This window comes from Brevundimonas sp. FV1ye4L, assembly GCF_058681255.1.
In genome coordinates, this window is the sequence record NZ_CM178734.1 from 2,683,935 (window position 1) to 2,705,870 (window position 21,936).

The following is a 21,936-nucleotide window of genomic DNA, read 5'->3' on the forward strand; positions in this document are numbered from 1 at the left end:
TTCTTGTGTTCGGGCACCAAGGGAGGATTGGCGTGAAGTTGATCGGAAATCTTACGGCAGGCCGCCAGTTGACGCTGACCTGGGCGCTGACGCTCGGCGCGCTGGTGGTCATGGGCGCCCTGATGGTCACGAACCTGTTGGCCCTGAAGGGCGCCGGCGAGGCGCTGGCGCGCGAGGAACGGTTGAACAGCGCGCTTGCGGAGGCGGAATTCCGCCTGGCCCGGCAGGAAAACTCCTATCGCGGCTACCTGCTTTCGGCGGAGACCTATTACATCGCCCGGCTGGAGACCCACCGCGCCGAGTTCAAGAAATCCCTTGAAGAAGTGCGCGCCGAGACGCCGCAAGAGCATCAAGCCACGATCGACCAAGCCTTGCAGGCGGCTGACAGCTGGCACCGGGACGTCGCTTTGGCGGGTCAGGCCTTGGTCGCTCAGGGCCGAACGATCGAGGCCGAACAATTGGTGGGGCACGTCGGGGTGTCTGACCGGCACGTCGAGCCGGTCGAATACGCGATCAATACTCTCAAGGAGGTGAACGCAGTGGCGCTGGAGGCCTCGCGGCATGCGCAGGTTGCGGCGTCGCGCAACGCCGTCATCACCGTGACCGGTGGTCTCGCAAGCGCGATCCTCACGGCCTTGCTGATGGGGCTCGCGATGAGCCGCACCCTGGCGACATCGACGTTCGGCATGGTCGGTCTCATGCAAAAGCTAAGGGCCAGCGAGGCGCACCCCTAGGCCTAGGTTACCGATGTCGGCAGTCCTGTCGCCGTTTCACCGCCGAGCGAAACGGTCGCATCCCACTGAACTACCTCATGTTCCAGCGCCCGCGGCTGCTCTACGCATTCCTACCTAAGCTCCGGTTCAGAATTCGTATTAATCATCCTTCCATTGTTGTTGGGCAGATGCCGGTTGTTGTTGGCGTCTAGTGTTTGCCTGGCTCGCACCTCGTTCCTGAGGCGAGCGATCGAGGCAAGGGCTAGGGGCGGGAAAGGGCGGCGGGGGCCTTCGAAGAGGGACTCGGTCTGCCAGTGCTGATTGGTTCTGGTCGGTAAGAAGAGCCTGGGAGAGTAAGTTGAACTTCATTGAAAACATGCCGGTGGGGCGCAAGCTCGCTCTCGCTTTCGGTATTGTCCTCGCGGCGATCGCCGTCATGGGCGCCGTCGTGGTGACCAACCTGTTCGCACTGCAGGAAGCCGACGAAGCCAGAAGTGTGGAAAATCACCTGAACCGCACCCTGGCAGCCGCCGAGTTCCGTCTTTCGAAGCAGGAGAACTCCTATCGAGGCTATCTGCTTTCCCAGGATCCCTATTATACTGAGCGCCTTGATGGTCACCGCGCCAAGTTCAAGGAGGCTCTTGAGCAATTGCGGGCCGATCTTCCCGCTGACCGCCAGGCTCCGATCGACAAGGCCATCCAAGCCGCCGATGGCTGGTACGAGAACATCGTTCAGGTCGGTAAGGGTCTGATCGCGGAAGGGCGTGTCGCTGAGGCAGATCAGATGGTGGGCCAGACCGGCTCCGCCGACAAGTTCATTGAGCCTGTCGAAGCCGCCATCGATGAGTTGAAGGCCGCGAACGAGACCGCCCTGGAGGCGTCGCGCAAGGCGCAGGCCGCCGCCGCGCGCAATGCTTTGATGGCTGTGGTGATCGGTTTGGCCGGCGCAATACTGATGGCGTTGGTCGCCGGCCTGGTCGCGACCCGTTCCATCGTCCGGCCGACCTTCAGCATGATCGGCTATATGCAGAAGCTGATGGCGGGCGACACGACCATCCAGATCGTCGGCGCCGACCGCAAGGATGAGTTCGGCAAGATGGCGCAGGCCATCGTCGCCTTCCGCGACGCCGCCGTCGATAAAGTTCGCGTCGAGCAGGAGGCCGCAGCCAACCGCTCGATGTCCGAACAGGAGCGTCTGGCCAATGAGGCCGAAAAGGCGCGGATCGCCGAAGAAGACCGTGTGGCGCTGACGGCCTTGGCTGAGGGCCTCGCGGCTATGTCGAACGGCGACTTGACGCACCGGTTCACGGTCGAGGTGTCGCCGCGTTCGCAGCAACTGAAGACCGACTTCAACGCCGCCATCGCCCAGCTGCAGCAGGCCCTGAGCGTGGTGCTGGGCAATGTGGCCGGCATCCGCTCGGGCGCCGGCGAGATTTCGCAGGCCGCCGACGACCTGTCGCGCCGCACCGAACAGCAGGCGGCGTCGCTGGAAGAAACCGCCGCCGCCCTGGACGAGATCACGGCCACGGTGAACAAGACCGCCTCGGGCGCCCGTCAGGCCTCCGAAGTGGTCCAGGCCGCCAAGGGCGACGCAGAGACCTCGGGCGTCATCGTCCGCGACGCAGTCGAGGCCATGCAGGCCATTGAAGGTTCGTCCAGCCAGATCAACCAGATCATCGGCGTGATCGACGAAATCGCCTTCCAGACCAATCTGCTGGCCCTGAACGCGGGGGTCGAGGCCGCTCGCGCCGGCGAGGCCGGTCGCGGCTTCGCGGTCGTGGCCTCCGAAGTGCGGGCCCTGGCCCAGCGGTCGGCGGAAGCCGCGAAAGAGATCAAGACCCTGATCTCGGCCTCGACCACTCAGGTCGGTTCGGGCGTCAAACTGGTCGGCCAGACCGGCGAGGCCCTGCAACGGATCGTGGACCGGGTCGCCGAGATCGACGGCCTGGTGTCGGAAATCGCCGCCTCGGCCCAGGAACAGGCCATCGGCCTGGCCGAGGTCAATACCGCCGTGAACCAGATGGACCAGGTCACTCAACAGAACGCCGCCATGGTCGAGCAATCGACCGCCGCCAGCCATTCGCTGGCCCAGGAGGCCGAGGCCCTTCAGGCCTCCGTGGCCCAGTTCAAGGTCGGCGCGGGCGCGCAAGACGCTGCGGCGCCGCGTCGGGCTTCCGCTCCCGCTCGCTCTTCGCAAGCGCCGGCGGCCTCGCCCGCCAAACCGGTCAGCCGCGTCATCCAGGCGTTGAAGACCGTGGGCCGTGGCGGCGCCGCGCCCAAGGTCGAGGCGGACGCCGAGGGTTGGGAAGAGTTCTGATGATTCCCTCTTCAAGCGATATTTACCAACGCCATGCGATGCTTGGCTGTGAGGCAGAGGGAGGAGAGTTTTCATGACTGACGCCATCGTTCTTGCGCCTGTGCTGGACATGAATGCGGCCGAACCGCTGAAGGCCGAATTGTTGGCCCGACGCGGACAGGCGATCACCGTGGACGCTTCCAACGTCGAACGTCTGGGCGGCCTTTGTCTGCAGGTCCTTTTGTCGGCCAAGAAGACCTGGGCCGCCGACGGGGCCGATCTGACGATCGAACCCCGGTCTGAAGGTTTTTCCGAACAATGGGCCGCCTTCGGCGCGCCTGAAATCAACGCTCAAGACCTCATTGAAGGAACGCTCGCGTGAAAAAGACAGTGCTCACCGTCGATGATTCCCGCACCATGCGCGACATGCTGCTGATGGCGCTGGAGGACGCGGGCTACCACGTCATCCAGGCTGTCGACGGCATCGACGGCCTGGAGACCCTGGCCGCGAACGGCGCGGACGTGGTGATCACCGACATCAACATGCCGCGCATGGACGGCTTCGGCTTCATCGAGGGCATGCGCGCTGATCCGAACCACCGCACCACGCCGTGCCTGGTGCTGACGACCGAGAGCGACGCCGAGAAGAAGGCCCGCGCCCGCGCCGCCGGCGCGACGGGCTGGATCGTCAAACCGTTCGACCCGGCCAAACTGGTCGACGCCGTTCGCCGCGTCGCGGCCTAACCCAAGAGATCGGTCAGGCCGCAAGCCATGGACGCCTTCGAAGCCATTAAAGCCACCTTCTTCCAGGAATGCGACGAACTGCTCGCGGACCTGGAATCGAAGCTGATGCTGCTGGAACAGGGTCAAACCGACCTTGAAACCATCAACGCCGTCTTCCGCGCCGTTCACTCGGTGAAGGGCGGGGCGGGGGCGTTCGGCCTGGAAGCTCTGGTTCGCTTCGCCCACGTCTTTGAAACCCTGATGGACGAGTTGCGGGGTGGTCGAAAGCCCTGCGACACGATCACGATCAAGACCCTGCTGCGCGCCTCCGACGTGCTGGCGGACCATATCCAGGCGGCGCAAGGCTTGGCGCCGCCCGTCGACGAAGAGCGTTCGGCCGGTCTGGTGCACGAGCTGGAACTCCTGACCCACGGCGGCGAAGCGCCGCCGGTTGTCGAGGAAGACGAAGACGACTTCGGCTTCACCCCCATGGCCTTCGACGCCGCTCTGGACGAGCCTCTGGCCGATCTGGGCGGTTCGGGCGAGATCGAGGCCGCCGCGCCTGAGGCCCAGACGGGCTGGCGCGTGCTGTTCAAGCCGCACAGCCGCATGTACGGCAGCGCCAACGAAGCCGGCCTGCTGCTTCGCGAACTGGGACGCGTCGGGCCGATCACCGTATCGGTGGATGCTGAAAGCTTGCCGACGCTCGATATCCTCGTCGCCGAGGAAGGCTATCTGACCTGGACGATCGACCTGACCGCCGAGGTCGACGAAAAGGTCGTCCGCGAGGTGTTCGACTTCGTCGAGGCCGACTGCGACCTGACCGTTTCGCCGCTGGGCGGCGCGCCCGCTCTGGAGTTCGAAGAGGAGCCGCCGGCGGTGCTGCCGGCCAGCGACGACCTGGATGTCGCCGCCCTTTTGGCGAAAGCCGCCGGCGCTGCGCCCGTCGAGCCCCCTGCGCCTGCACCTGCCCCGGCCCCCATCGCTGCGGCGCCTGAACCGGCCCCGGCTCCCGCGCCGGTCGCTCCTCCGGTCGCTGCGCCTGCGCCGACGCCGGCCGCGGTCACGCCGGCCCAGGTGGCTGCACCCGTGGCCCCTGCGCCGGTCACCATCCGCGTCGATCTGGATCGGGTCGACCGTCTGATCAACGTGGTCGGCGAACTGGTCATCCAGCAGGCGATGCTGTCGCAGCGCGTGCTGGAGAGCGGCCTGGCCCGTTCGTCGGGCATCGCCCTTGGCCTGGAAGATCTCGAGCTGCTGACGCGCGAGATCCAGGACAGCGTCATGGCCATTCGCGCCCAGCCGGTGAAGTCGGTGTTCCAGCGCATGCCGCGCCTGGTCCGCGAAGTCGCCGACATGGTCTCCAAACAGGTTCGCCTGGTCACCGCCGGCGAGGACACTGAGGTCGACAAGACTGTGGTCGAGCGCCTGGCGGAACCCATTACCCACATGCTGCGCAACGCCATCGACCACGGGCTGGAAACGCCCGAGGACCGAATCGCCGCCGGCAAGCCCGCCGAGGGCACGGTTCGTCTGGCGGCCCTGCACCGTTCGGGCCGGATCGTCATCGAAATCTCTGACGACGGGCGCGGCATCAACCGCGAGCGTGTCAAGAAGATCGCCATCGACAAGGGTCTGATCGCGCCAGAAGCCGCCCTGACCGACGAGCAGATCGACAACCTGATCTTCCTGCCGGGCTTCTCCACCGCCGCCGTGGTGTCCGACATCTCGGGCCGCGGCGTGGGCATGGACGTGGTCAAGCGCTCGATCCAGGCCCTGGGCGGTCGCATCTCGATCAGCTCAGTGCCCGGCAAGGGCTCGACCTTCACCCTCAGCTTGCCGCTGACCCTGGCGGTGCTGGACGGCATGGTGGTGTCCGCCGCCGACCAGATCCTGATCGCGCCGCTGCCGGCCATCGTCGAGAGCCTGACGCCGCAGGAAAGCGACCTGCATTATGTCGGCGGCGTGGATCCGGTGATCCGCTTCCGCGAGCGCTTCCTGCCCTTGATCGACGTCGCCATGACCATGGGCTTCCGCGACACGCCTGTGGTTCCCAACGAGGGCGTCGCCGTGGTGGTCGAGACCGAGGGCGGTCAGCAGGCGGCCCTGCTGTTCGACGCCATCCAGGGCCAGCGCCAGGTCGTCATCAAGAGCCTCGAGACCAACTACCAGCAGGTCGAGGGCGTCGCCGCCGCGACCATCCTGGGCGACGGTCGCGTCGCCCTGATCCTGGACGTGGACGTCCTCGTCACCGACATGCGCCGCAAATCCGGCCGCCCCGACTTCAAGCTCGCGAGTTGAACCATGAATGAAGCCAACGACTCCCAGCGCGAACTCATCGCCTTCCGCATCGGCCGACAGGAATTCTGCGTCGACATCATGTCGGTGCGTGAGATCCGCGGCTGGACCCCTGCGACGCCGTTGCCGCGTTCGCCCGGCTATATGAAGGGGGTCATCAACCTGCGCGGCACCGTCCTGCCGATCATCGACCTGGGCGCGCGCTTCGGGCTCGAGACGTCCGAACCGACGGCCCGTCACGTCATCATGGTCGCCCATATCGGCGGCCGGATGGTCGGCCTTCTGGTCGACGCCGTGTCCGACATCCTGGAGATGAACGACGCCTCGGTGCAGGCGACGCCGGACGTCGCGAGCGACCAGGTGAAGACCTTCGTCAAGGGCATCTTCTCCATCGAAGGCCGCATGATCAGCCTGATCGAACTGGATCATATCCTGCCGCAGGTCGAGGCGGACGCCGCATGAATCCCGCAGCTGGACGGGGATCGATCGTAGAGGGTGAGTTCGTCTTCACCGCTGACGACTTCCGTCAGATCGCAGAAATGCTGCACGCCCACGCCGGCATCGCGCTGAACGAGGGCAAGGCCGCGCTCGTCTATTCGCGTCTGGCCAAGCGCCTGCGGACCCTGGGCCTGTCGAGCTTCCGCGACTATTGCGCCCTGGTCGAAGGCGTCGATGGAATCGACGAACGCCAGAAGATGACGGCGGCCCTGACTACGAATGTGACCCGCTTCTATCGCGAGCCGCACCATTTCGACGACCTACGCGACCGCGTCCTGCCCAAGCTGGCCGAGCGCGCTCGCGCCGGCGGCCGGGTGCGGCTGTGGTCGGCGGCCTGTTCGAACGGGCAGGAGCCCTATTCGATGGCCCTGACCCTGTTGTCGGTCCTGCCCGAGGCGGCGGACCTGGATGTCCGCATCCTGGCCACCGACATCGACCCGAATATGGTCGCTCAGGGCCATGACGGCACCTATTCCGAAGAGGCGCTGGAACCGGCGCCGGCCACTCTGTGGCGTAAATACTTCAATCGTTCCGACCGTGGGAACTGGACCGCCGGCCCGCAACTGAAGCGACTGGTGTCCTTCAAAGAACTGAACCTGATCGGCGACTGGCCGATGAAGGGCAAGTTTGACGTCATCTTCTGCCGCAACGTCGTCATCTATTTCGACGATCCGACGCAGGAGCGCGTCTGGAGCCGTTTCGTGCCGCTTATGCAGCCCGGCGCCACCCTCTATATCGGCCATTCCGAGCGCGTCGCCGGGCCGGCCGCCAACAAGCTTCAGACCGCAGGTCTGACCACTTACCGCCTGGGAGCCGCATGATGAGCGCCAAGATCAAGGTCCTGGTGGTGGATGACAGCCTGACGATGCGCGGCCTGATCTCGGCCGCTCTGAAGTCGGACCCCGAGATTGAGGTCGTCGGCACGGCCGCCGATCCGATTGAAGCGCGCGCCGCCATCAAGGAACTGAACCCTGACGTTCTGACCCTGGACGTCGAGATGCCCAATATGAACGGGCTGGAGTTCCTCGAGAAGATCATGCGTTTGCGGCCGATGCCGGTGGTCATGGTCTCGACCCTGACGGCGGCCGGCACCGACGTGACCCTGGCGGCCCTCGAAATCGGCGCCGTGGACGCCGTGGCCAAGCCGGCGGTGGCCAGCGTGGACGCCTTCCACGACCTGATCGACAAGGTGAAGACGGCGGCGCGTTCGCGCGTTCGCGCCCGCACCGACATCCCTGCCCGGGAGGCGGCGCCCAGCGCCTATCGCCCGGCCGCCAGCCACATCCTGGCTATCGGTTCGTCGACCGGCGGGGTCGAGGCGCTGCTGACAGTATTGAGCGGCTTCCCGGCCAACTGCCCGGCGACCATCATCACCCAGCATATGCCGGCGACCTTCACCGCCAGCTTCGCCGCTCGCCTCGACCGGGTCTGCGCGCCGACCGTGACCGAAGCCTTTGAAGGCGCCCAGCTGAAGACCGGCCACATCTATCTTGCGCCTGGCGGCGCCGCCCACCTTGAGGTCACGCCCGGCATGACGCCGCGCTGCCATCTGGTGCAGAGCGACCCCGTCAACGGACACCGCCCTTCGGTCGATGTCATGTTCGAGTCCGTCGTTCGGCTGAAGCGGCCGATGACCGGCGTGATCCTGACCGGCATGGGCCGCGACGGCGCCAAGGGCCTGAAGGCCATTCGCGACGCCGGCGGACGCACTCTGGGGCAGGACGAGGCGACCTCCGTCGTCTACGGCATGCCGAAAGCCGCCTTCGAACTGGGCGCCGTGGAGCGGCAGTTGCCGTTGCACCGCCTGTCCCCCGCCATCCTAGAACTGTGCGCCGAATCGGGCGCGCGGTCGATCGCCTGACCCCCCGGGAGCGCCCCCCATGCCCGCAGCCGCCTCTCTCCACTGCCTGGTCGTCGATGATCAGATGACGATGCGCTCGTTGGTTCGCACCAGCCTGCAACAACTGGGCGTGCGCGAGATCCGCGAAGCCGCCGACGGCGATATCGCCCTGCGCGACATCATCTCAAAGCCCGCGCACCTGATTATTTCGGACTACAATATGCCCAATCTGGACGGGTTGGGCCTGCTGCGCGCCGTTCGCGCCCACCCGCCGACGTCCAAGACCGCCTTCATCATGCTGACCGGTCGGGCCGACCGCGAACTGGTGCAGCGGGCGGTGCAGTTCGGGGTCAACAACTATCTGGTCAAGCCCTTCACCGTCGCCCAGTTGAAAGGCAAGCTGGAAGCCGTATTCGGGGCTCTGACATGAGTTTCGCCGCCCTCAAGGACACCAAGGAAAAAAAGGTGCACGTCGGCCAGGGCGAACACCATATCACGAGCGACCCGGACGTCGTGCTGAGCACGATCCTGGGCTCGTGCGTCGCCATGTGCCTGCGGGACCCGGTCGCGGGGATCGGCGGCATGAACCACTTCCTGCTTCCTGAGGGTTCGGGCGCAGGCACTGACGCGGGGCGTCGCTACGGCGCCTACGCCATGGAACTGCTGATCAACGACATGCTGAAGGCCGGCGGTCGCCGTGAGCGGCTGGAGGCCAAGCTGTTCGGCGGCGGCCGTATGTTCGACAGTCTTCGCGACGTGGGGCGTTCCAACGCCGATTTCGCCGAGAAATTCCTGCGCGACGAAGGCATTCCCGTCGTGGGCGGCAGTCTTCGCGGCGACGGCGGTCGGCGGGTGCATTACTGGCCGGTGACCGGCAAGGCCATGCAACGCGCTGTGACCGACACCGTGGCGCCCAAGCCCATTCCCGTCGCGCCACCCCCCGTCGACACGGGCGCCCTGGAGCTGTTCTGATGCACGCCCCCCCCGAACACGCGCAACTTCTGGCCGCCATCGCCGACGAGCTGATGGGCGTGCGCGAGGGGATCGATCACGTCGAGGCTCTGGTCAGCCGCCTGGTGCGTCGCGCGCCGGCCGAAGATCGGGCGGAGGCGCTGACGGAAGCCCAGGCTCTGGACGCTCTGACCCAAAGGCTGGAGGCCCTTTCCGGCGTGCTGCGAATGCTGGGCAACGGCGCCACGCCCGCCGAGTCCGTCAGCCGCATATCCCTGGCCGACATGGCGGTGCGCCTGCGCCCCGCCGCCGGCGTTCAGACGGCCGGAGCATCGGACTCGGGCGATCTGATGTTGTTCTAACGCCGTGACGAGAACGCCGGACAAGATCAATCTGGCGCATTCGACGGTTCTGCTCGTTGACGACCAACCGACCTCGCTGGATCTCCTCAGCTCCATCGTCCAGGGCTTCGGCGTCCGGGAACAGCTGAAATGCCACGCGGCCAAGGACGCGGTTGAACTGCTTCAGCGTCGCGCTGTCGATCTCATCCTCGTCGATTGCGCCATGCCTGAAATGGACGGCTACGACTTCGTGCGCTGGCTGCGACGCGAGGCCGCCGAACCGACGCGTTTCACCCCCGTCATCATGATTCTGGGCCACGCCGCCCATGCCCGGGTCGCCCGCGGCCGGGACTGCGGCGCCAGCTACATCGTCGCCAAGCCTCTGACGCCCTCGGTTCTGCTGAGACGCATAGCCTGGCTGGGCGCCCATTCCCGCGACTTCGTCGAGGTGGAAAGCTACGTCGGCCCCGATCGCCGCGTTCGCAACTATGGCCCTCCGCCAGGAGAAGAAGGCCGGCGTCAGACCGATCTGTCCGGGGACCTCGGGGAAGCCGTCGAGGCCAATATGGATCAGGACACGATCGACATGATGCTGAAGCCCATGAAGGTCAATCTATGAGTACCGCTTTATGACCGCCGCCGCTGAGCCTCCTCGTATCCGCAAGGTCCGCACCTCGCTGCAAAGGCAGATGGCCCGCCCTGGCGGCATCACCATGGAAGAGGCGGTCGAACGGGCCGAGCAGGGCCTGGAGAGTCACCGCGACCGGATCATGGAAATTCTTCAGGCCCAGGTCGACCTGTTGAACAGCCTGTGTCGCCGCCGCCCACCGAAGGCGGACAGCAAGATCTACGCCCTCGCCTCGGCCCTTGTGGATCTGGCCGGCTTTCTGGAAATCCCGCCCTTCTACACGGCTGCCTACAGCCTGTGCGAGGCGACGCATCAGATGACGGCGGCCAAGACCTGGTCCTGGCCGTCGGTCGAAGTTCACGCCCACGCCCTAACCCTCATCCTGGCCAACGACTGCGAGGGCGGCGAGGCGATTGATCATCTGCTGGCGGGCCTCCACGCCGTCGTCCAACGCGGCGCCCACGCCGGTTAACAGGCGACACATCCTTGCGGAACAAGGGTGAAACGAATCAGGACCGAATCGGCCACTCTGCCCGATTCGTCGTTTGTTCCCCGCAACATATTGTATCTTAAAGTTGATTAACCACAAGCGGCCCAGGGCCGCCGCTGCGTCTTCACCTGCAAAACGCCCCTTTGCGGCATGGACCCATCTTCCCCCGCATCGCCCGAACCGCTAGGTCATCCCCGTGGCCCCGTAGCTCAGCCGCATAGAGCAAGGCTTTCCTAAAGCCGAGGTCGCAGGTTGGAGTCCTGCCGGGGTCGCCATCTCCATGTCTGTCGAGACCACTTAGAACCTGCTCAATACACACTAAGGATTGCTCAAGTTGCGAGCTGCTCTCAAGAGGCTCGATGCAGTCTCGCTGGGCAGTTAGTGTCAGCAGTGCCCCAAGAGGAGACGTTGGGATCGCTCCGGGAACCGGACCTTCAGCCGCCGGCCTTAGCGGCGCGATCTACGACCGGAGCCGCACCACGGTCTATCAATGGGAAGTCGGGTGCCTCCCGGCATCTTAAGACACATTGCGACTTCTGGGTTTGTGACGCCAAAAACATGGGCGGCACCGCCGCCCATGCTTCGTTTCCTTGCCAGTTGTCGTTGAGGTCAGCCCATCAACCAGCGCCACACCCTTGTCAGCACGCCGGGCTGTTCGGGCTGCGTCACCTCGGGTTCCGCTGTCAGCGACGCATGGCCCCCTTGGGTCCCGTAGTGACGTTGCTTGGCGAGGTGATCGCGTCGACGCTCGGCGGCGATCTGATCATTCGTCCAAGGCGCCGCCTCGATCACACGGGATCTGTCGATGACGTAATGGGACCGACAGGGCAGCGACCAACTGCCAACCGATGGGCTGAGCGATATGGTCTCCCCATCATAGGTGATCCGCCAGTCGGTCGGGGTAAGAGGCGTAACCACCTCCTCCCCGCACCCACAGCAGCAGCTGTGCCCGACCGTTCCGTACTCCATCGACACATACAGGATGCCCGGCATCAGCTGGTCAGGCAGATGCTGCACGAACCGGGGCTCCAGGCGGTGGTGCCGGATCATGGCAGGTCGCCATTGGTGAGCTGGTTGCCGTCGGTCGTGTAGGTGGAGTGGTGCTCCTCCTCGAGGTCCCGATAGAAACCGCAGATTTTCTTCCACTTCACCACCGCTAGGATCGCGTTCAGGGCGTTCAGATCCGCGACCTGGATGTTCGAGGCGTAGATGTCATTTCCGCCACCGCCCGCGAACGAGATGCGGCCGGCATGCACATGATCACGCTTCTTAGGCGTGCTGGCCGTCACCCGCAGGATGCCGCCGAGCGAACCGTCGTCGAGTTCGAGACCCATGCCGACGTCAACGAATGAGGCGCCGATCGCCTCCAGCTTTTCGACGACCAGCCGTTTCTCTTCCCCCGCATCCATACTCAGGAAAGCGAAGGTGACCCCCCCCAGCAGATGCAGCGTCTCGGCGGTCATCGCGACGGGGTGAGCGACGATCCCACGGTGCATACGTTCGTAGATGGCCTTCAGGTAGTCGACCTTCATCGGCACTTCACGGAGCTGTTCGAGCGTGGGCGCGCCCGGAGCCCTGAAGGCGTTGTGTTGAAGAAACTCATCCGCGTCGAAGATGCGGATTTCCGGCACTGGGGTCTTGGCGACCTGATCCAGGATGTAGGAGCCGGTGCCGCCCAACCCGATGATCGCGACGACCTCGGTCTTGAAGACGCTCGACAGGGCGCCGAGCCCGACCCGGTCAGAGGCGGATTCCACATACAGGAACGGCCCGTCGTCGCCCCCCTCGTCCTCGTCGTCGTCCCGTGCGCGCAGGACCCGCGCAGTCATCTCGGGGTTCAGCACTGCGGCCGGTCCCGAGATGATGCCGGCATAGCTCGTCATCTTCTCGTAGTAGTCGGCATACCCTTGATCGGGTTTGCTGGAGAAGGAGTGCCGCGCCGTCACGCCGTTGCCGAAGTCGAGCTGGATGTCGGTCTGATGCGACAGCCCCGTGATCCGACTGCCGTCGGCGCGACAGGGATAGTCGCCGTCGAAGTGGATCACATGGGTGTCCGGCCGGCGGGTCTGATCTCCAGCCAGCGTAAGGCTGGAGATCAGGGTCCCGAACCGGACCTGCTTATTGGCGTCGACGTAGGGCACGTCCCTCATGATGAGGACGCCGCCCTTGACCTGGACAAAGTAGCCCTCGTCGCGAAGCCGCTTGAGGTCGGCACTACGATTGAACAGTTCGCGTGACATTGAAGACCGTGCCCTTCTGCTTGACGATGACGAAGCCGCCGGCGGCCAGTTCGCCGGCGTGTGGTTTGGAGGCGGCGTGGCGGTAGGTCATCGAGAACTCGACGTTCGGCGCATGCGGACCGGGGAAGGCCAGCTGAACCACCTGCTCGAAGGTCACGCGCTCGTCCGGCACGACCTTGATGCGGGAGTTGACCAGGATCTCGAACGTCGGCTTGGGCTTCGGCGCGGTGATGAAGTGCTCCACGCCGGGTTGGGCCAGATCGATCAGTTCGGCCGGCTCGATGAGGCGGTCCTGGCCACCAGGCACGCGCAGGAAGACGCCGATGCCCTCGGCGGGCTTCGCCAGCCCGTAGAGAACGGCGCCGCTGAGAACGGCCTTGCCCCAGCGGATCTGGTCGCCGTCCAGCGTCAGCTTGAACTCACGGTCGGTGCGCGACGCGATGAACCGCTCGGCGCCCGCGGCGCGCAGGTCGAAGGGTTCGTCGAGACGCACGTCCTCGAAGTCGCCCGACGGCAGGATGCCGGAGAGGCTGTAGTCACCGCGCGGGTCCAGCCCGCCCGCTTCGAGGAGTTGGCGCCCGAGGGGCACCGGGTCGGCCACGTCGGCCGGTTTGAAGTCGAGGCTGTCTTCCGCGATCAGGAAGCGATAGGCCTTGGCGAGGCGGACCGGGCGGGCTTCGCGGATCGCCTCGCCGATGTCCTCGGTTTCGTTGGGGTCGTCATTCATTGTTTGATTTCCTTAGGTTGGTCCGGACGAAAGCCCGGCTCTAAGGAGTCAATCGATGCGACTTGCCCCGACCGGTAAGGTCAGGAGAACTTTTTCTCCATTTCCCCGTCCGGCACCGGGCCACAGATGAAAAAGGCGGGGCAGTTCGGGCAGGTGAACTCCGACCGGTCCATGGGAAAGCGACCCTGTCGAACGCGCTCAAGGAAGCCTTCCAGCTTGGTTTTGCGGTTGGAGACCTCCCTGTCGGTCAGGGGCACCGGCTCCGCGCTGCCGTCGGCCAGGTGCACGAGCTGGACCTGCGCGCCAGGGAACGCTGACCGGGCGGCCAGCAGGAAGGCGGCCGAGCCGACGTCTTTCCCGACCTTGGACCCTCGATGGCCGGTCTTGATGCTGCGAACGATCCTCTGTCCGTCCGGTCCGACCAGCACGTCATCCGGGAGAGCGCAGACTTCGCCCCCCACCACCTGCACACAGATCGGCGTTGCAGGCTCCGGCTCGAACCCCGAGCGGCTGGCTACGAAATAGCCGACCAGTGTCTCGGCAAGTTGGCGGAAGTCGTCGCGATAGCCGTGTTCACCAAGATCATGCTGCGTGATCGCCGCTTCGATCATTGTCACCATCTCGTCCGGCGGCACGGGCTCGGCCGTCGCCGCGAGGCGCTGCACCACGCTGCGCACCGCTTCATGCAGCTGCATGTAGGCTGTCGTCGTCCTGCGTCCGCCCACCTGGAGAATGTGGGTGTACAGGAACCGCCGAGGGCACCGTTCGTATAGCGCGATTTGGGAGCCGCTGAACCTTAGCGCCGTCTCGAACCTGATCATCAGGCTCTCGGTCCCTTCCGCAGGCGGGGTCGGCAGAACAGGCGTGACCTCTTTCGAAATCAGGCCATCGCCCAGCCGGCTCAGGAAAGGAGAGAGGTGGCGAGCGTGGCCATTGGATTTCTGGGTTGGCGCATAAAAGAAGAGGTGATCGCGCGCGCGGGACAGCGCGACGAAGAACAGACACTCCTGCTCATCCGCCTGTCCCCGATGAAACGCGTCCGTGGAGGACCCCGCTACACCCGCAATCATCCCGTCAGGAGCCGGACAGGGCGGGGCCGGCACCTGACGGGGGATTGTATCAGCGTTGATGCCAGGGACATGTACGACGGGAAACTCCAGACCCTTCGCGCCGTGAATGGTCATGAGCCGGACCGCGTCTAGCCCCTGCGCGGCCACCGGCAGTTGGCGGAGGTCGCGATCATCGCCGAGCCGGAGCAGCCTCCGCACGCGATCCAAAAGGCGGGTGATCGGCAGCCCCTTGCCCGCCGGCTGCGCCCTGACAAAGTTCAGGAACTGCCAGATCGCAATCCCTCGTGTGCGATCGATAGGATCGGCTGAGGCGCTAATACGGGCTGCGATGCGTGTCCGGTCCAGCAGCAGCACCGCGAGCACGGTCCACGGGTCCGCACTCTCGGCGAAGCCCTTCAAGGCCGTCGCGAGTGCCCGGATTGAGGCTTGGCCATCCACGGAAAGCCCCGCGATGTGGTCCGTAGCCCCCATCCAGCTTGCAGGCTGAACCTCCGCCACGCGTAGATGGTCGGTCAGGGCAGCGACGTCTGCGAGCGCCATCCGGAAGTCCGGCCAACAGCCGATGCGGTACATGCCCATGGCTCTACGATCCACCAGGATCGACAGCAGCGAGAGCAGATCCTTCACTTCCGGACGCTCGAACAAACTGCCCAGAAACAGCACGGGGATGCCGAGCCTCTCCAGATCGCTGCCGAGGCGAGCCAGTTTCTCGTTCCCGGTGCAGACCACAGCCTGATCCCGATACGTCCACCCGGTCGCCCGCATCTCTTCGATCGTCTCGGCAACCGCCGCCGATTGCTGTTCGGCGCTGAGCACCTTGCGAAGCTCCACCGGCGCGCCGGCGGGACGGTCGGCTTCCAGACCCGCCTCTGCATCACCCGTGGTCATATCGACTGCAAAGGCGGAGAACGCACGGACGATATTGTCAGTTGATCGATAGTTCCGTTTCAGGCGACCGCATTTGCCGCCGGCGAAGTCCTCCTTGCCGAAACGCGCCATGTTGAACGACGACGCGCCTCGGAAACGGTAGATGGACTGCTTGGCGTCGCCCACGGCCCAGAAGTTGATCCCATCGGGTTTGAGCGCCGTCAGCAGTCTGATGCTGCTGCGGTTCACGTCCTGATACTCGTCGACTAGGACATGGTCATACTGGCTCTGGAAATGCTCCCTGATCGCGGGATTGGTTTCCAGGAGCCGGACGGGCAGTGAAATCAGATCGCCGAAATCGATCCGGTCCCGGGCGCGCTTCAACCGTTCATAGGCGGCATAGACGCGTCCGACTTCGACGGCCATGGCACCGGCGTCCCCCTCCATCTTCGCCGCCAGCTCGGCGTATTCGGTCTGGTCAATCACTTCGTCCTTCGCGCGGGAAATCGCGCTCAGCATGTTCGCAATCACCTGCGTCGGATCGAAGATATTTCGATAGTGAAGCAGACCAAGACGCGGGAACTCATTCTCGATCAGCTCCACCGCTTCGGTCCGATCCATCATCCTGGGATCGTTCGGAAGCTCCAGCTCCGCATGGAACCGACGGATCACATCAAGACCGAAAGCGTGGAACGTGCCGATCCACATCGCGGCGGCGTCAGCCTTTCGCTTGACCGCAATCCGATCGGCCATTTCAGCCGCGGCCTTGTTGGAGAACGTCAGCACGAGAATGCGCCGCGGATCGGCACCTTCATCCAACAAGCCTTCCACTCTCGCGACGAGCGTCTGGGTCTTGCCTGTGCCGGGACCCGCCTCCAGCAAATAGGCGCACCCGCGGTGATCTGCGGCCTCGCGCTGAAGGGCGTTGAGGGCCTTGTCGGGTTTGCCCTCGGCTGCCGAGGTGGCAACCGCCGGCAACAGCAAGGCATCCAGAAGCTGCTGCGTGACTACGGCAAAAGGCGCCCCCAACTTCCCGGCTATCTCTGACGCCGTCAGGCCCTCGTCGAGGTGAAGCGCGCGAACGAGGTGGCGCGGCAGAAGGAACTCTCGCGCGAAGAGGTCCATCTGAACCTCCCGTCTCTGTCGCTGGCCGTAATCGACGACCCGATCAAAACCGGTGGGAGAGGGCTCGGCAGATCGGGCTGGGTCCCAGGGCTCGCTGGGCGTTGGCGACTGGGCGCCGTCTGCGAGGTCAAAGCCATCGCCCAGCTCAAGGTGTCCGATCTCATGAGCGACCAGGAAGGCCTTCTCAAAGTCGGTTCGGCCCTGCTCGTGCAGGATCAGCTCCTCCTTAAAGTTGATCTTGGCCTGCCCCCCGTCCAGCATGGCCGGACCGGCGGCTTCGACATCGAAGCCTCTTCGTTTCGCTTCGGCGACAGCGAACTGATACGGACACCAGGGGTCCTTACCCGCGAGCACAGCCTGGGTGTGGAGTTCCGCAGCTCGCTGACGAGCGATTTCGACCGCATCCATGTCAGCGATCGTCGGCTAGCAGGCGCTTTCGCTCAGGCTCTGGCACGGCGGCCTCGATAAGGAGTTGCTCGAAGCTGACCGGATCAGGCGCGGCAGGTTTGACCTTGGACTTGTGTGCCACCACAGCCCCGCTCGAAGGGTCCGGGTTGAGGTAATAGATGCGGAAATCCTGCAGAGTGCCGCCCAACTCGCGAGCCAGCACGTTGAGGAAATGGCCGGGCACGGTCTCCAGTCGAACCCGGCGCTCACGAAACGCGGTGATCACCTGCCTGGGGACGGCCAGATGGGCCGCGATCGCCTTCAGCGTCGCAACTGAAACAGGCGCAAAAAGATCGCGAGCCGTCTGCAGATCGCGGCTCTGCGCGGCGACAGCGGTCTCAATGACCGTGCGCTCTTCAGCCGAGAGCGGTTCGGTCCATTCGACCACCACACGGCTTAGCTCGCGACCAAGGTCGATGAGATCCCCTGCATATTCGGGATAGTCCCTCAAATAGCGCTCAAGGGTCGCCTTGTCGTGGAGCGGCTCCACCGCGAAGGCGAATGTGACGTCTTCGCGCGAAGGTCGCATTTGTCCGCCGGTCATTTGTCCGCTCCGTCGCCCAACACGTCTCGCAGCGTCGCGTAGGCCTTGTCTCTATACGTTCTGACCGTTTTCTCCACCCGTCCAAGCGTATTGGAGATCGTGACCACACCCCGTTCTTTGGAGTCGATCGGGAAGCCCTCGAGCAACATGTAAATGATCCTGCTTTGTTCCTTTGGCAAAGCATCAATCGCTTCGTAAAGCCGAGACCGGTAAACCGTATCATCCAAACGGTCGGGATCCAGCGGATCGAACGATCCCGCCGCGCGCTCGACATCGTGGGGAAGTTCGCCGGTACGACCGTCGAACTCCAGGGTTTCATTGCGGTTTTCGTGACGCCAAGCTCTATCCTGGGCATCCTTCTTCAGATTGGCGAGCGCGCTGTCGAAGCGGATCTCAAAGTAGTCCAACGTCAAAGAGTAGCCGGATCGGTCGGCCGCGATGAGTTCACCCATCCTGCCGAGGATATCGTCCCTGATCGCTTCGTTCTTGAATGACCGGGTGACGCCATCCGAACTATCGGCTTTGGGCAATCGCCGGAGGACCCGTTCCAGGAGCTCGCCGTACAGCGCGTTGAACCACTGTTCCCGGTTATCCCTCCGCGCAGCCCGCAGGAGATAGACCAGACATTCGCTGGGCACGTAACCGGGTGCGTTTCGATCGCGGATCCGAATAAGTTCGAGAATCTTCTCGCGCGGCAGCTCCAGAAGAGCGCCCAGTCGACTCTGTATCAGAACGGGCCGAGCATAGGGTTGCCCGTCCAGGGTCCTCTTACGCAGGGGTTCAATCATGAGCGCTGTCCCGCTGCGGCCCTTTCGGCCGTTCTTGTCGCCTAAACAACGCAGTTATCCCGAGCTTTGCAACAAAACACAACCGGCGATACCAGCTGAGCGTGTGCCATCTTGCCGTCCATACGCCGAGCCGGGTGTCTTATCGGGCGTAGCTCAAAAACTCGCCGTGAGGTGTTCGAGCCTCGGACCAACGATAGGCTCCTTCCGGCCGTTTTCGGCGCTTACAGTGAGGTAGAGACGCTCGTTCGCCCGGGAAATGCCCACGAAGTAGGCCGAGCGCTCTGCCGTAAAGTCGCCCCAAAACGTCTGATCTTCCACACCCAGGATGAAGACGGCTTCTAACTCCAGACCTTTGCTCTTGTGGATAGACATGATGCGAACGCCGCTGTCGCCGGAGAATGCCGAAAGCGCCGTTGGGATGTCGACGCCCCCTTGGAGCAGGTCGCCCACCCTAGTCAGTGTATCGGCTATGAGCTGATCCGAGCGTCCGCTGTGCGCATACTCGGCTGACAGGCTGACAAGGTGAGCCCGTCCGACAGCTTGGATCAGCGAGGCCGTCAAAGCCGCGAGATGATCTGATCTTCCCCCGCAAAAGTGGACGGGGTTAAGCCGCTCTGCGTTCGGCCTCGGCGGGGCTGATATAGCCCAGTGCTGAGTGCAGGCGACGGGGATTGTAGAAGCCCTCGATGTATCCGAACAGGTCTCGCCGCGCCTGGTCGCGGGTGGCGTAGACGCGGTGATGGACGCGCTCGGTTTTGAGGGTGTGGAAGAAGCTTTCCATGGGCGCATTGTCCCAGCAGTCCCCCTTGCGGCTCATGGACGGCGTGATGCCGGATCGAGCAAGCGCGGAGCGATAGGCCTCGGCGGCATATTGGATTCCGCGATCGGAATGGTGGATCAGGCCGGGCGCGGGGCGCTGACGTTCGACGGCCATGTTGAGGGCGTCCAGGGCGATCTCGGTGTGCAGGGTCTGGCGCATGGACCAGCCCACGATCTTGCGGGTGTGCATGTCAAGGATGGCGGCGAGGTAGAGCCAGCCTTCACCCGTTGGGATATAGGTCAGATCGGCGAGCCAGACCTGGTTGGGCGCCGCCGCCTCGAAGTTCCGGGCCAGCCTGTTGGGCGCGATGGGATAGCCGTGGCGGCTGTTCGTCGTCCGGGCGCGACGCGGCAGGGCGGCCAGCCCTCGCAGGCCGGCACGGCGCATCAGCCGCTCCACGCGGGATCGACCAATCCGACGTCCATGCCGACGCAAGGTGGCGTGGATGCGTGGCGAGCCGTAGCAGCCGCTGCTCCGGCATGGATCAGCCGGATGTCCTCGGTCAGCTCGCGATTGGCCACGGACCTCGGGCTCTCGGGGCGACCGCGCCAGGCATAGTAACCGCTGGCCGAAAGCCCCAGGACCGCACACATCACGCGGACCGGCCAAACCTGACGATGCTCATCGACGAACCCGAACTTCATCGGGAGGCCGCTCCGAAGATGAGCGCGGCTTTTTTTAGAATGTCCCGCTCCATCCGAAGCTGACCGTTCTCCCGTCGCAACCGGGCCAACTCCGCCGCCATGTCCGACGGCGACGGGGACGACGCCTGCGTTGTGGGGCGCCGCGACGTCCCCGTCGCCTGCACCCCGAACTGCGTCATCCATCGACGCAGCACCGTCTCGTGGAGACCCAGCTCACGGGCCACCGCCCCGACGCTCAGGCCGCCGTTGGCGACGCGGTCAACCGCCTCGCGCTTGAAAGAATCCGGGAAGTTCCGGCGTTGAACACTCATCAGACACTCCTCTCCAGCTCCGAAAAGCTAGCATGGGTGTCCACCAAAACGAGGGAGGATCAAAAGTGCGGCAGCGCCAGATCCTGCATTGGGCGCAGGGTGGTCGCTGCGCAGGCTGCGGTCAGCGAATGGCTCTAAAGCGCGGCTTGCCTAGAGATCGTCCCGATTACCCGACGTATGATCACATCGTGCAAAAGAGCCGCGGAGGTGGTCATAGCCTGGTCAACGGTTTGCTCAAGCACTTCGCTTGCAACATGCGGCGGGGATCAGATCCGCCAACGGGATGCGACCGCATTTGGCACGCACTGGTGCTGGAGCGAATCTATTCGAGCGCTGCAACAGAGCGCTGGCGGCTGCAAATGCACAAGCCCCAGACGTTCGTGGTCGGATGCCGGGAGGAGGCATGACGGCATACTCTGCGCCTAAGCGGCATTATGGGTAGCGAACATCATCAGTCCTATTCCCGCCAAGTTCCATAGCAGATGAGCGGCCACGCCTGACGCGTACGCTGTTGACCTGCTGTGACCGTTGAGATGGTTGGTCATCATCAGGAAAATGGCCAGAAGGCCCAATGATCGGCCAATGTCAGACAAGCGGGCGCCATGGAAGAAAAAGGCTAATGCAAACACCACGGCGGACAACATGATCAGCGCCAGCGCGCTTGACCGAAAGTAGAATAGAGCAAGACTGAAAGCGAATAGTGCGCCTGTCTCAATCACTGGGGCCAGAAGAAGTGAGCTAATTATAAAACTTAAGTCAACAGGTCGTGCTTGAAGCATGGAGGTCGTTGCTGATATAATCTCGTTCCAGCTTAAACCATGTAGGGCAAACAGGATCATCGGGGCAGCGAGCGCAGTCACCAATGCGAAAAGACCGACGACAAGAGTGTTTCTGGCTAGCAAGGGTGACTCACTAATTGAAATCAAGGAAACGGGCCGGCAGCAAGCTGCCGGCCCCTATCATGTCAGTTTTACTGCCCGGCGCTTTCTTCTCGCTGGACTGGTACCTGAATCTTCGTGCCGTCAGGTGAGCGACGCACTCCATTGCTGTCCGGCGCGCCGAGCTCGCTTGGGTTGCTGACACTTGACCACCAGCCCGAGACCGCATGGACAATACCATCAAAACCGTTCCCGACTATTGTGGCCGGGTTGTCCACCATCGTGCCCACTGCAGAACCATAGTTGCCATCTTGTATGTTCTGCGCCACTTGGTCCGTAGTGCTGCCGCTGCCTGGCGTCATCGGGTTGGTGGTGCCGCCGCCAGTCTGGCCGCCGGTCTTATTGCCTCCTTGTTGACCGCCGGATCCTGATGAGCCAGAGGATTGGCCTCCAAAAACCACTGCGCATTCGTCAAAGCTGAGCGTTCTCATAACCCGTTATCCATGCTAGAGGAAGGCTAACCGCCTTAAGATTGTAAGAAAAACACGCACTGGTGGCTAGCGTCAATCCCGAAATAGGGTCCGGTTGTGGGTAAATCGCGAGCTTGGTTACGAAGCTGCTTACGCGTCAAAGTTTCATTGCAATATTCGTGCTTCCGCTAAGAAACTCCAACCGTTCCGGCAGTCCAAAACGGTTG

The 21,936-nt window shown here is 64.0% G+C and carries 22 protein-coding genes, 1 tRNA gene and 1 pseudogene; 14 read left to right on the top strand and 10 right to left on the bottom strand.

Translation table 11 applies throughout. The features are described 5' to 3' along the window. The first annotated feature begins 68 nt into the window (after window positions 1-68). The 14 genes from ACW17X_RS12925 to ACW17X_RS12990 all read left to right on the top strand — a co-directional run bounded on the left by ACW17X_RS12925 (window position 69) and on the right by ACW17X_RS12990 (window position 11,053). Entirely contained in the window at window positions 69-734 is a 666-nt protein-coding gene (locus ACW17X_RS12925) for a CHASE3 domain-containing protein (protein ID WP_492097962.1), read from the top strand. Between the two features lie 355 nt (window positions 735-1,089). Beyond that, entirely contained in the window at window positions 1,090-3,030 is a 1,941-nt protein-coding gene (locus ACW17X_RS12930; RefSeq protein WP_492100469.1) for a methyl-accepting chemotaxis protein, read from the top strand. A 73-nt stretch (window positions 3,031-3,103) separates the two neighbouring features. Further along, the gene (locus ACW17X_RS12935; RefSeq protein ID WP_492088224.1) at window positions 3,104-3,391 is read left to right on the top strand and encodes an STAS domain-containing protein; all 288 of its coding nucleotides are present in this window, start codon (window positions 3,104-3,106) and stop codon (window positions 3,389-3,391) included. Then, window positions 3,388-3,753 (top strand): response regulator, encoded by a 366-nt coding sequence (locus tag ACW17X_RS12940; protein ID WP_271165169.1) that lies wholly within the window; start codon window positions 3,388-3,390, stop codon window positions 3,751-3,753. The genes ACW17X_RS12935 and ACW17X_RS12940 overlap by 4 nt, the downstream gene beginning before the upstream one ends. Before the next feature lie 27 nt (window positions 3,754-3,780). After that, a complete protein-coding gene (locus tag ACW17X_RS12945; protein ID WP_492097964.1) occupies window positions 3,781-6,033 on the top strand; it encodes a chemotaxis protein CheA in 2,253 nt (750 codons plus the stop codon). A 3-nt stretch (window positions 6,034-6,036) separates the two neighbouring features. Continuing rightward, window positions 6,037-6,492, top strand: coding sequence for a chemotaxis protein CheW (locus tag ACW17X_RS12950; RefSeq protein ID WP_492088221.1), 456 nt, complete (start codon window positions 6,037-6,039; stop codon window positions 6,490-6,492). Beyond that, complete coding sequence (locus ACW17X_RS12955; protein ID WP_492097966.1) at window positions 6,489-7,349, top strand: CheR family methyltransferase; 861 nt, start codon at window positions 6,489-6,491, stop codon at window positions 7,347-7,349. Before ACW17X_RS12950 ends, ACW17X_RS12955 begins: the two co-directional genes overlap by 4 nt. Continuing rightward, window positions 7,346-8,389 (top strand): protein-glutamate methylesterase/protein-glutamine glutaminase, encoded by a 1,044-nt coding sequence (locus tag ACW17X_RS12960; protein WP_492097968.1) that lies wholly within the window; start codon window positions 7,346-7,348, stop codon window positions 8,387-8,389. The genes ACW17X_RS12955 and ACW17X_RS12960 overlap by 4 nt, the downstream gene beginning before the upstream one ends. Window positions 8,390-8,408: 19 nt before the next feature. Continuing rightward, window positions 8,409-8,798: a response regulator gene (locus tag ACW17X_RS12965; RefSeq protein ID WP_271165174.1), complete on the top strand. Its 390-nt coding sequence runs from the start codon at window positions 8,409-8,411 to the stop codon at window positions 8,796-8,798. Continuing rightward, complete coding sequence (locus tag ACW17X_RS12970) at window positions 8,795-9,340, top strand: chemotaxis protein CheD (RefSeq protein ID WP_492088218.1); 546 nt, start codon at window positions 8,795-8,797, stop codon at window positions 9,338-9,340. Before ACW17X_RS12965 ends, ACW17X_RS12970 begins: the two co-directional genes overlap by 4 nt. Next, window positions 9,340-9,681, top strand: a complete 342-nt coding sequence (locus tag ACW17X_RS12975; protein WP_271165176.1) for a DUF8776 family protein — start codon at window positions 9,340-9,342, stop codon at window positions 9,679-9,681. Before ACW17X_RS12970 ends, ACW17X_RS12975 begins: the two co-directional genes overlap by 1 nt. 4 nt (window positions 9,682-9,685) lie before the next feature. Next, entirely contained in the window at window positions 9,686-10,279 is a 594-nt protein-coding gene (locus tag ACW17X_RS12980; protein WP_492097970.1) for a response regulator, read from the top strand. Between the two features lie 10 nt (window positions 10,280-10,289). Further along, window positions 10,290-10,760 (top strand): chemotaxis protein CheE, encoded by a 471-nt coding sequence (locus tag ACW17X_RS12985; RefSeq protein ID WP_492097972.1) that lies wholly within the window; start codon window positions 10,290-10,292, stop codon window positions 10,758-10,760. 216 nt (window positions 10,761-10,976) lie between these two features. Next, window positions 10,977-11,053, top strand: a tRNA-Arg gene (locus ACW17X_RS12990). A gap of 334 nt (window positions 11,054-11,387) precedes the next feature. Here the strand turns inward: ACW17X_RS12990 and ACW17X_RS12995 are convergent. The 10 genes and pseudogenes from ACW17X_RS12995 to ACW17X_RS13040 form a co-directional block, all read right to left on the bottom strand. Further along, entirely contained in the window at window positions 11,388-11,828 is a 441-nt protein-coding gene (locus ACW17X_RS12995; RefSeq protein WP_492097973.1) for a ubiquitination-like system serine protease family protein, read from the bottom strand. Beyond that, the gene (locus ACW17X_RS13000) at window positions 11,825-13,018 is read right to left on the bottom strand and encodes a ThiF family adenylyltransferase (RefSeq protein WP_492097975.1); all 1,194 of its coding nucleotides are present in this window, start codon (window positions 13,016-13,018) and stop codon (window positions 11,825-11,827) included. The genes ACW17X_RS12995 and ACW17X_RS13000 overlap by 4 nt, the downstream gene beginning before the upstream one ends. Next, entirely contained in the window at window positions 12,993-13,745 is a 753-nt protein-coding gene (locus tag ACW17X_RS13005; protein ID WP_492097977.1) for a multiubiquitin domain-containing protein, read from the bottom strand. The genes ACW17X_RS13000 and ACW17X_RS13005 overlap by 26 nt, the downstream gene beginning before the upstream one ends. Window positions 13,746-13,825: 80 nt before the next feature. Next, complete coding sequence (locus ACW17X_RS13010) at window positions 13,826-17,215, bottom strand: UvrD-helicase domain-containing protein (protein WP_492097979.1); 3,390 nt, start codon at window positions 17,213-17,215, stop codon at window positions 13,826-13,828. A 1-nt stretch (window position 17,216) separates the two neighbouring features. Next, on the bottom strand, window positions 17,217-17,798 hold the full coding sequence (locus ACW17X_RS13015) for a hypothetical protein (protein WP_492097981.1): 582 nt from the start codon (window positions 17,796-17,798) through the stop codon (window positions 17,217-17,219). After that, complete coding sequence (locus tag ACW17X_RS13020; protein ID WP_492097982.1) at window positions 17,795-18,586, bottom strand: hypothetical protein; 792 nt, start codon at window positions 18,584-18,586, stop codon at window positions 17,795-17,797. The genes ACW17X_RS13015 and ACW17X_RS13020 overlap by 4 nt, the downstream gene beginning before the upstream one ends. Before the next feature lie 153 nt (window positions 18,587-18,739). After that, a complete protein-coding gene (locus ACW17X_RS13025; RefSeq protein WP_492097984.1) occupies window positions 18,740-19,036 on the bottom strand; it encodes a 3'-5' exonuclease in 297 nt (98 codons plus the stop codon). 154 nt (window positions 19,037-19,190) lie between these two features. Beyond that, window positions 19,191-20,361: pseudogene (locus ACW17X_RS13030) on the bottom strand (IS3 family transposase). A gap of 422 nt (window positions 20,362-20,783) precedes the next feature. Continuing rightward, window positions 20,784-21,200, bottom strand: a complete 417-nt coding sequence (locus ACW17X_RS13035; RefSeq protein WP_492097986.1) for a hypothetical protein — start codon at window positions 21,198-21,200, stop codon at window positions 20,784-20,786. Window positions 21,201-21,331: 131 nt separating this feature from the next. After that, window positions 21,332-21,730, bottom strand: coding sequence for a hypothetical protein (locus ACW17X_RS13040; protein WP_492097987.1), 399 nt, complete (start codon window positions 21,728-21,730; stop codon window positions 21,332-21,334). Between the last annotated feature and the right edge of the window lie 206 nt (window positions 21,731-21,936).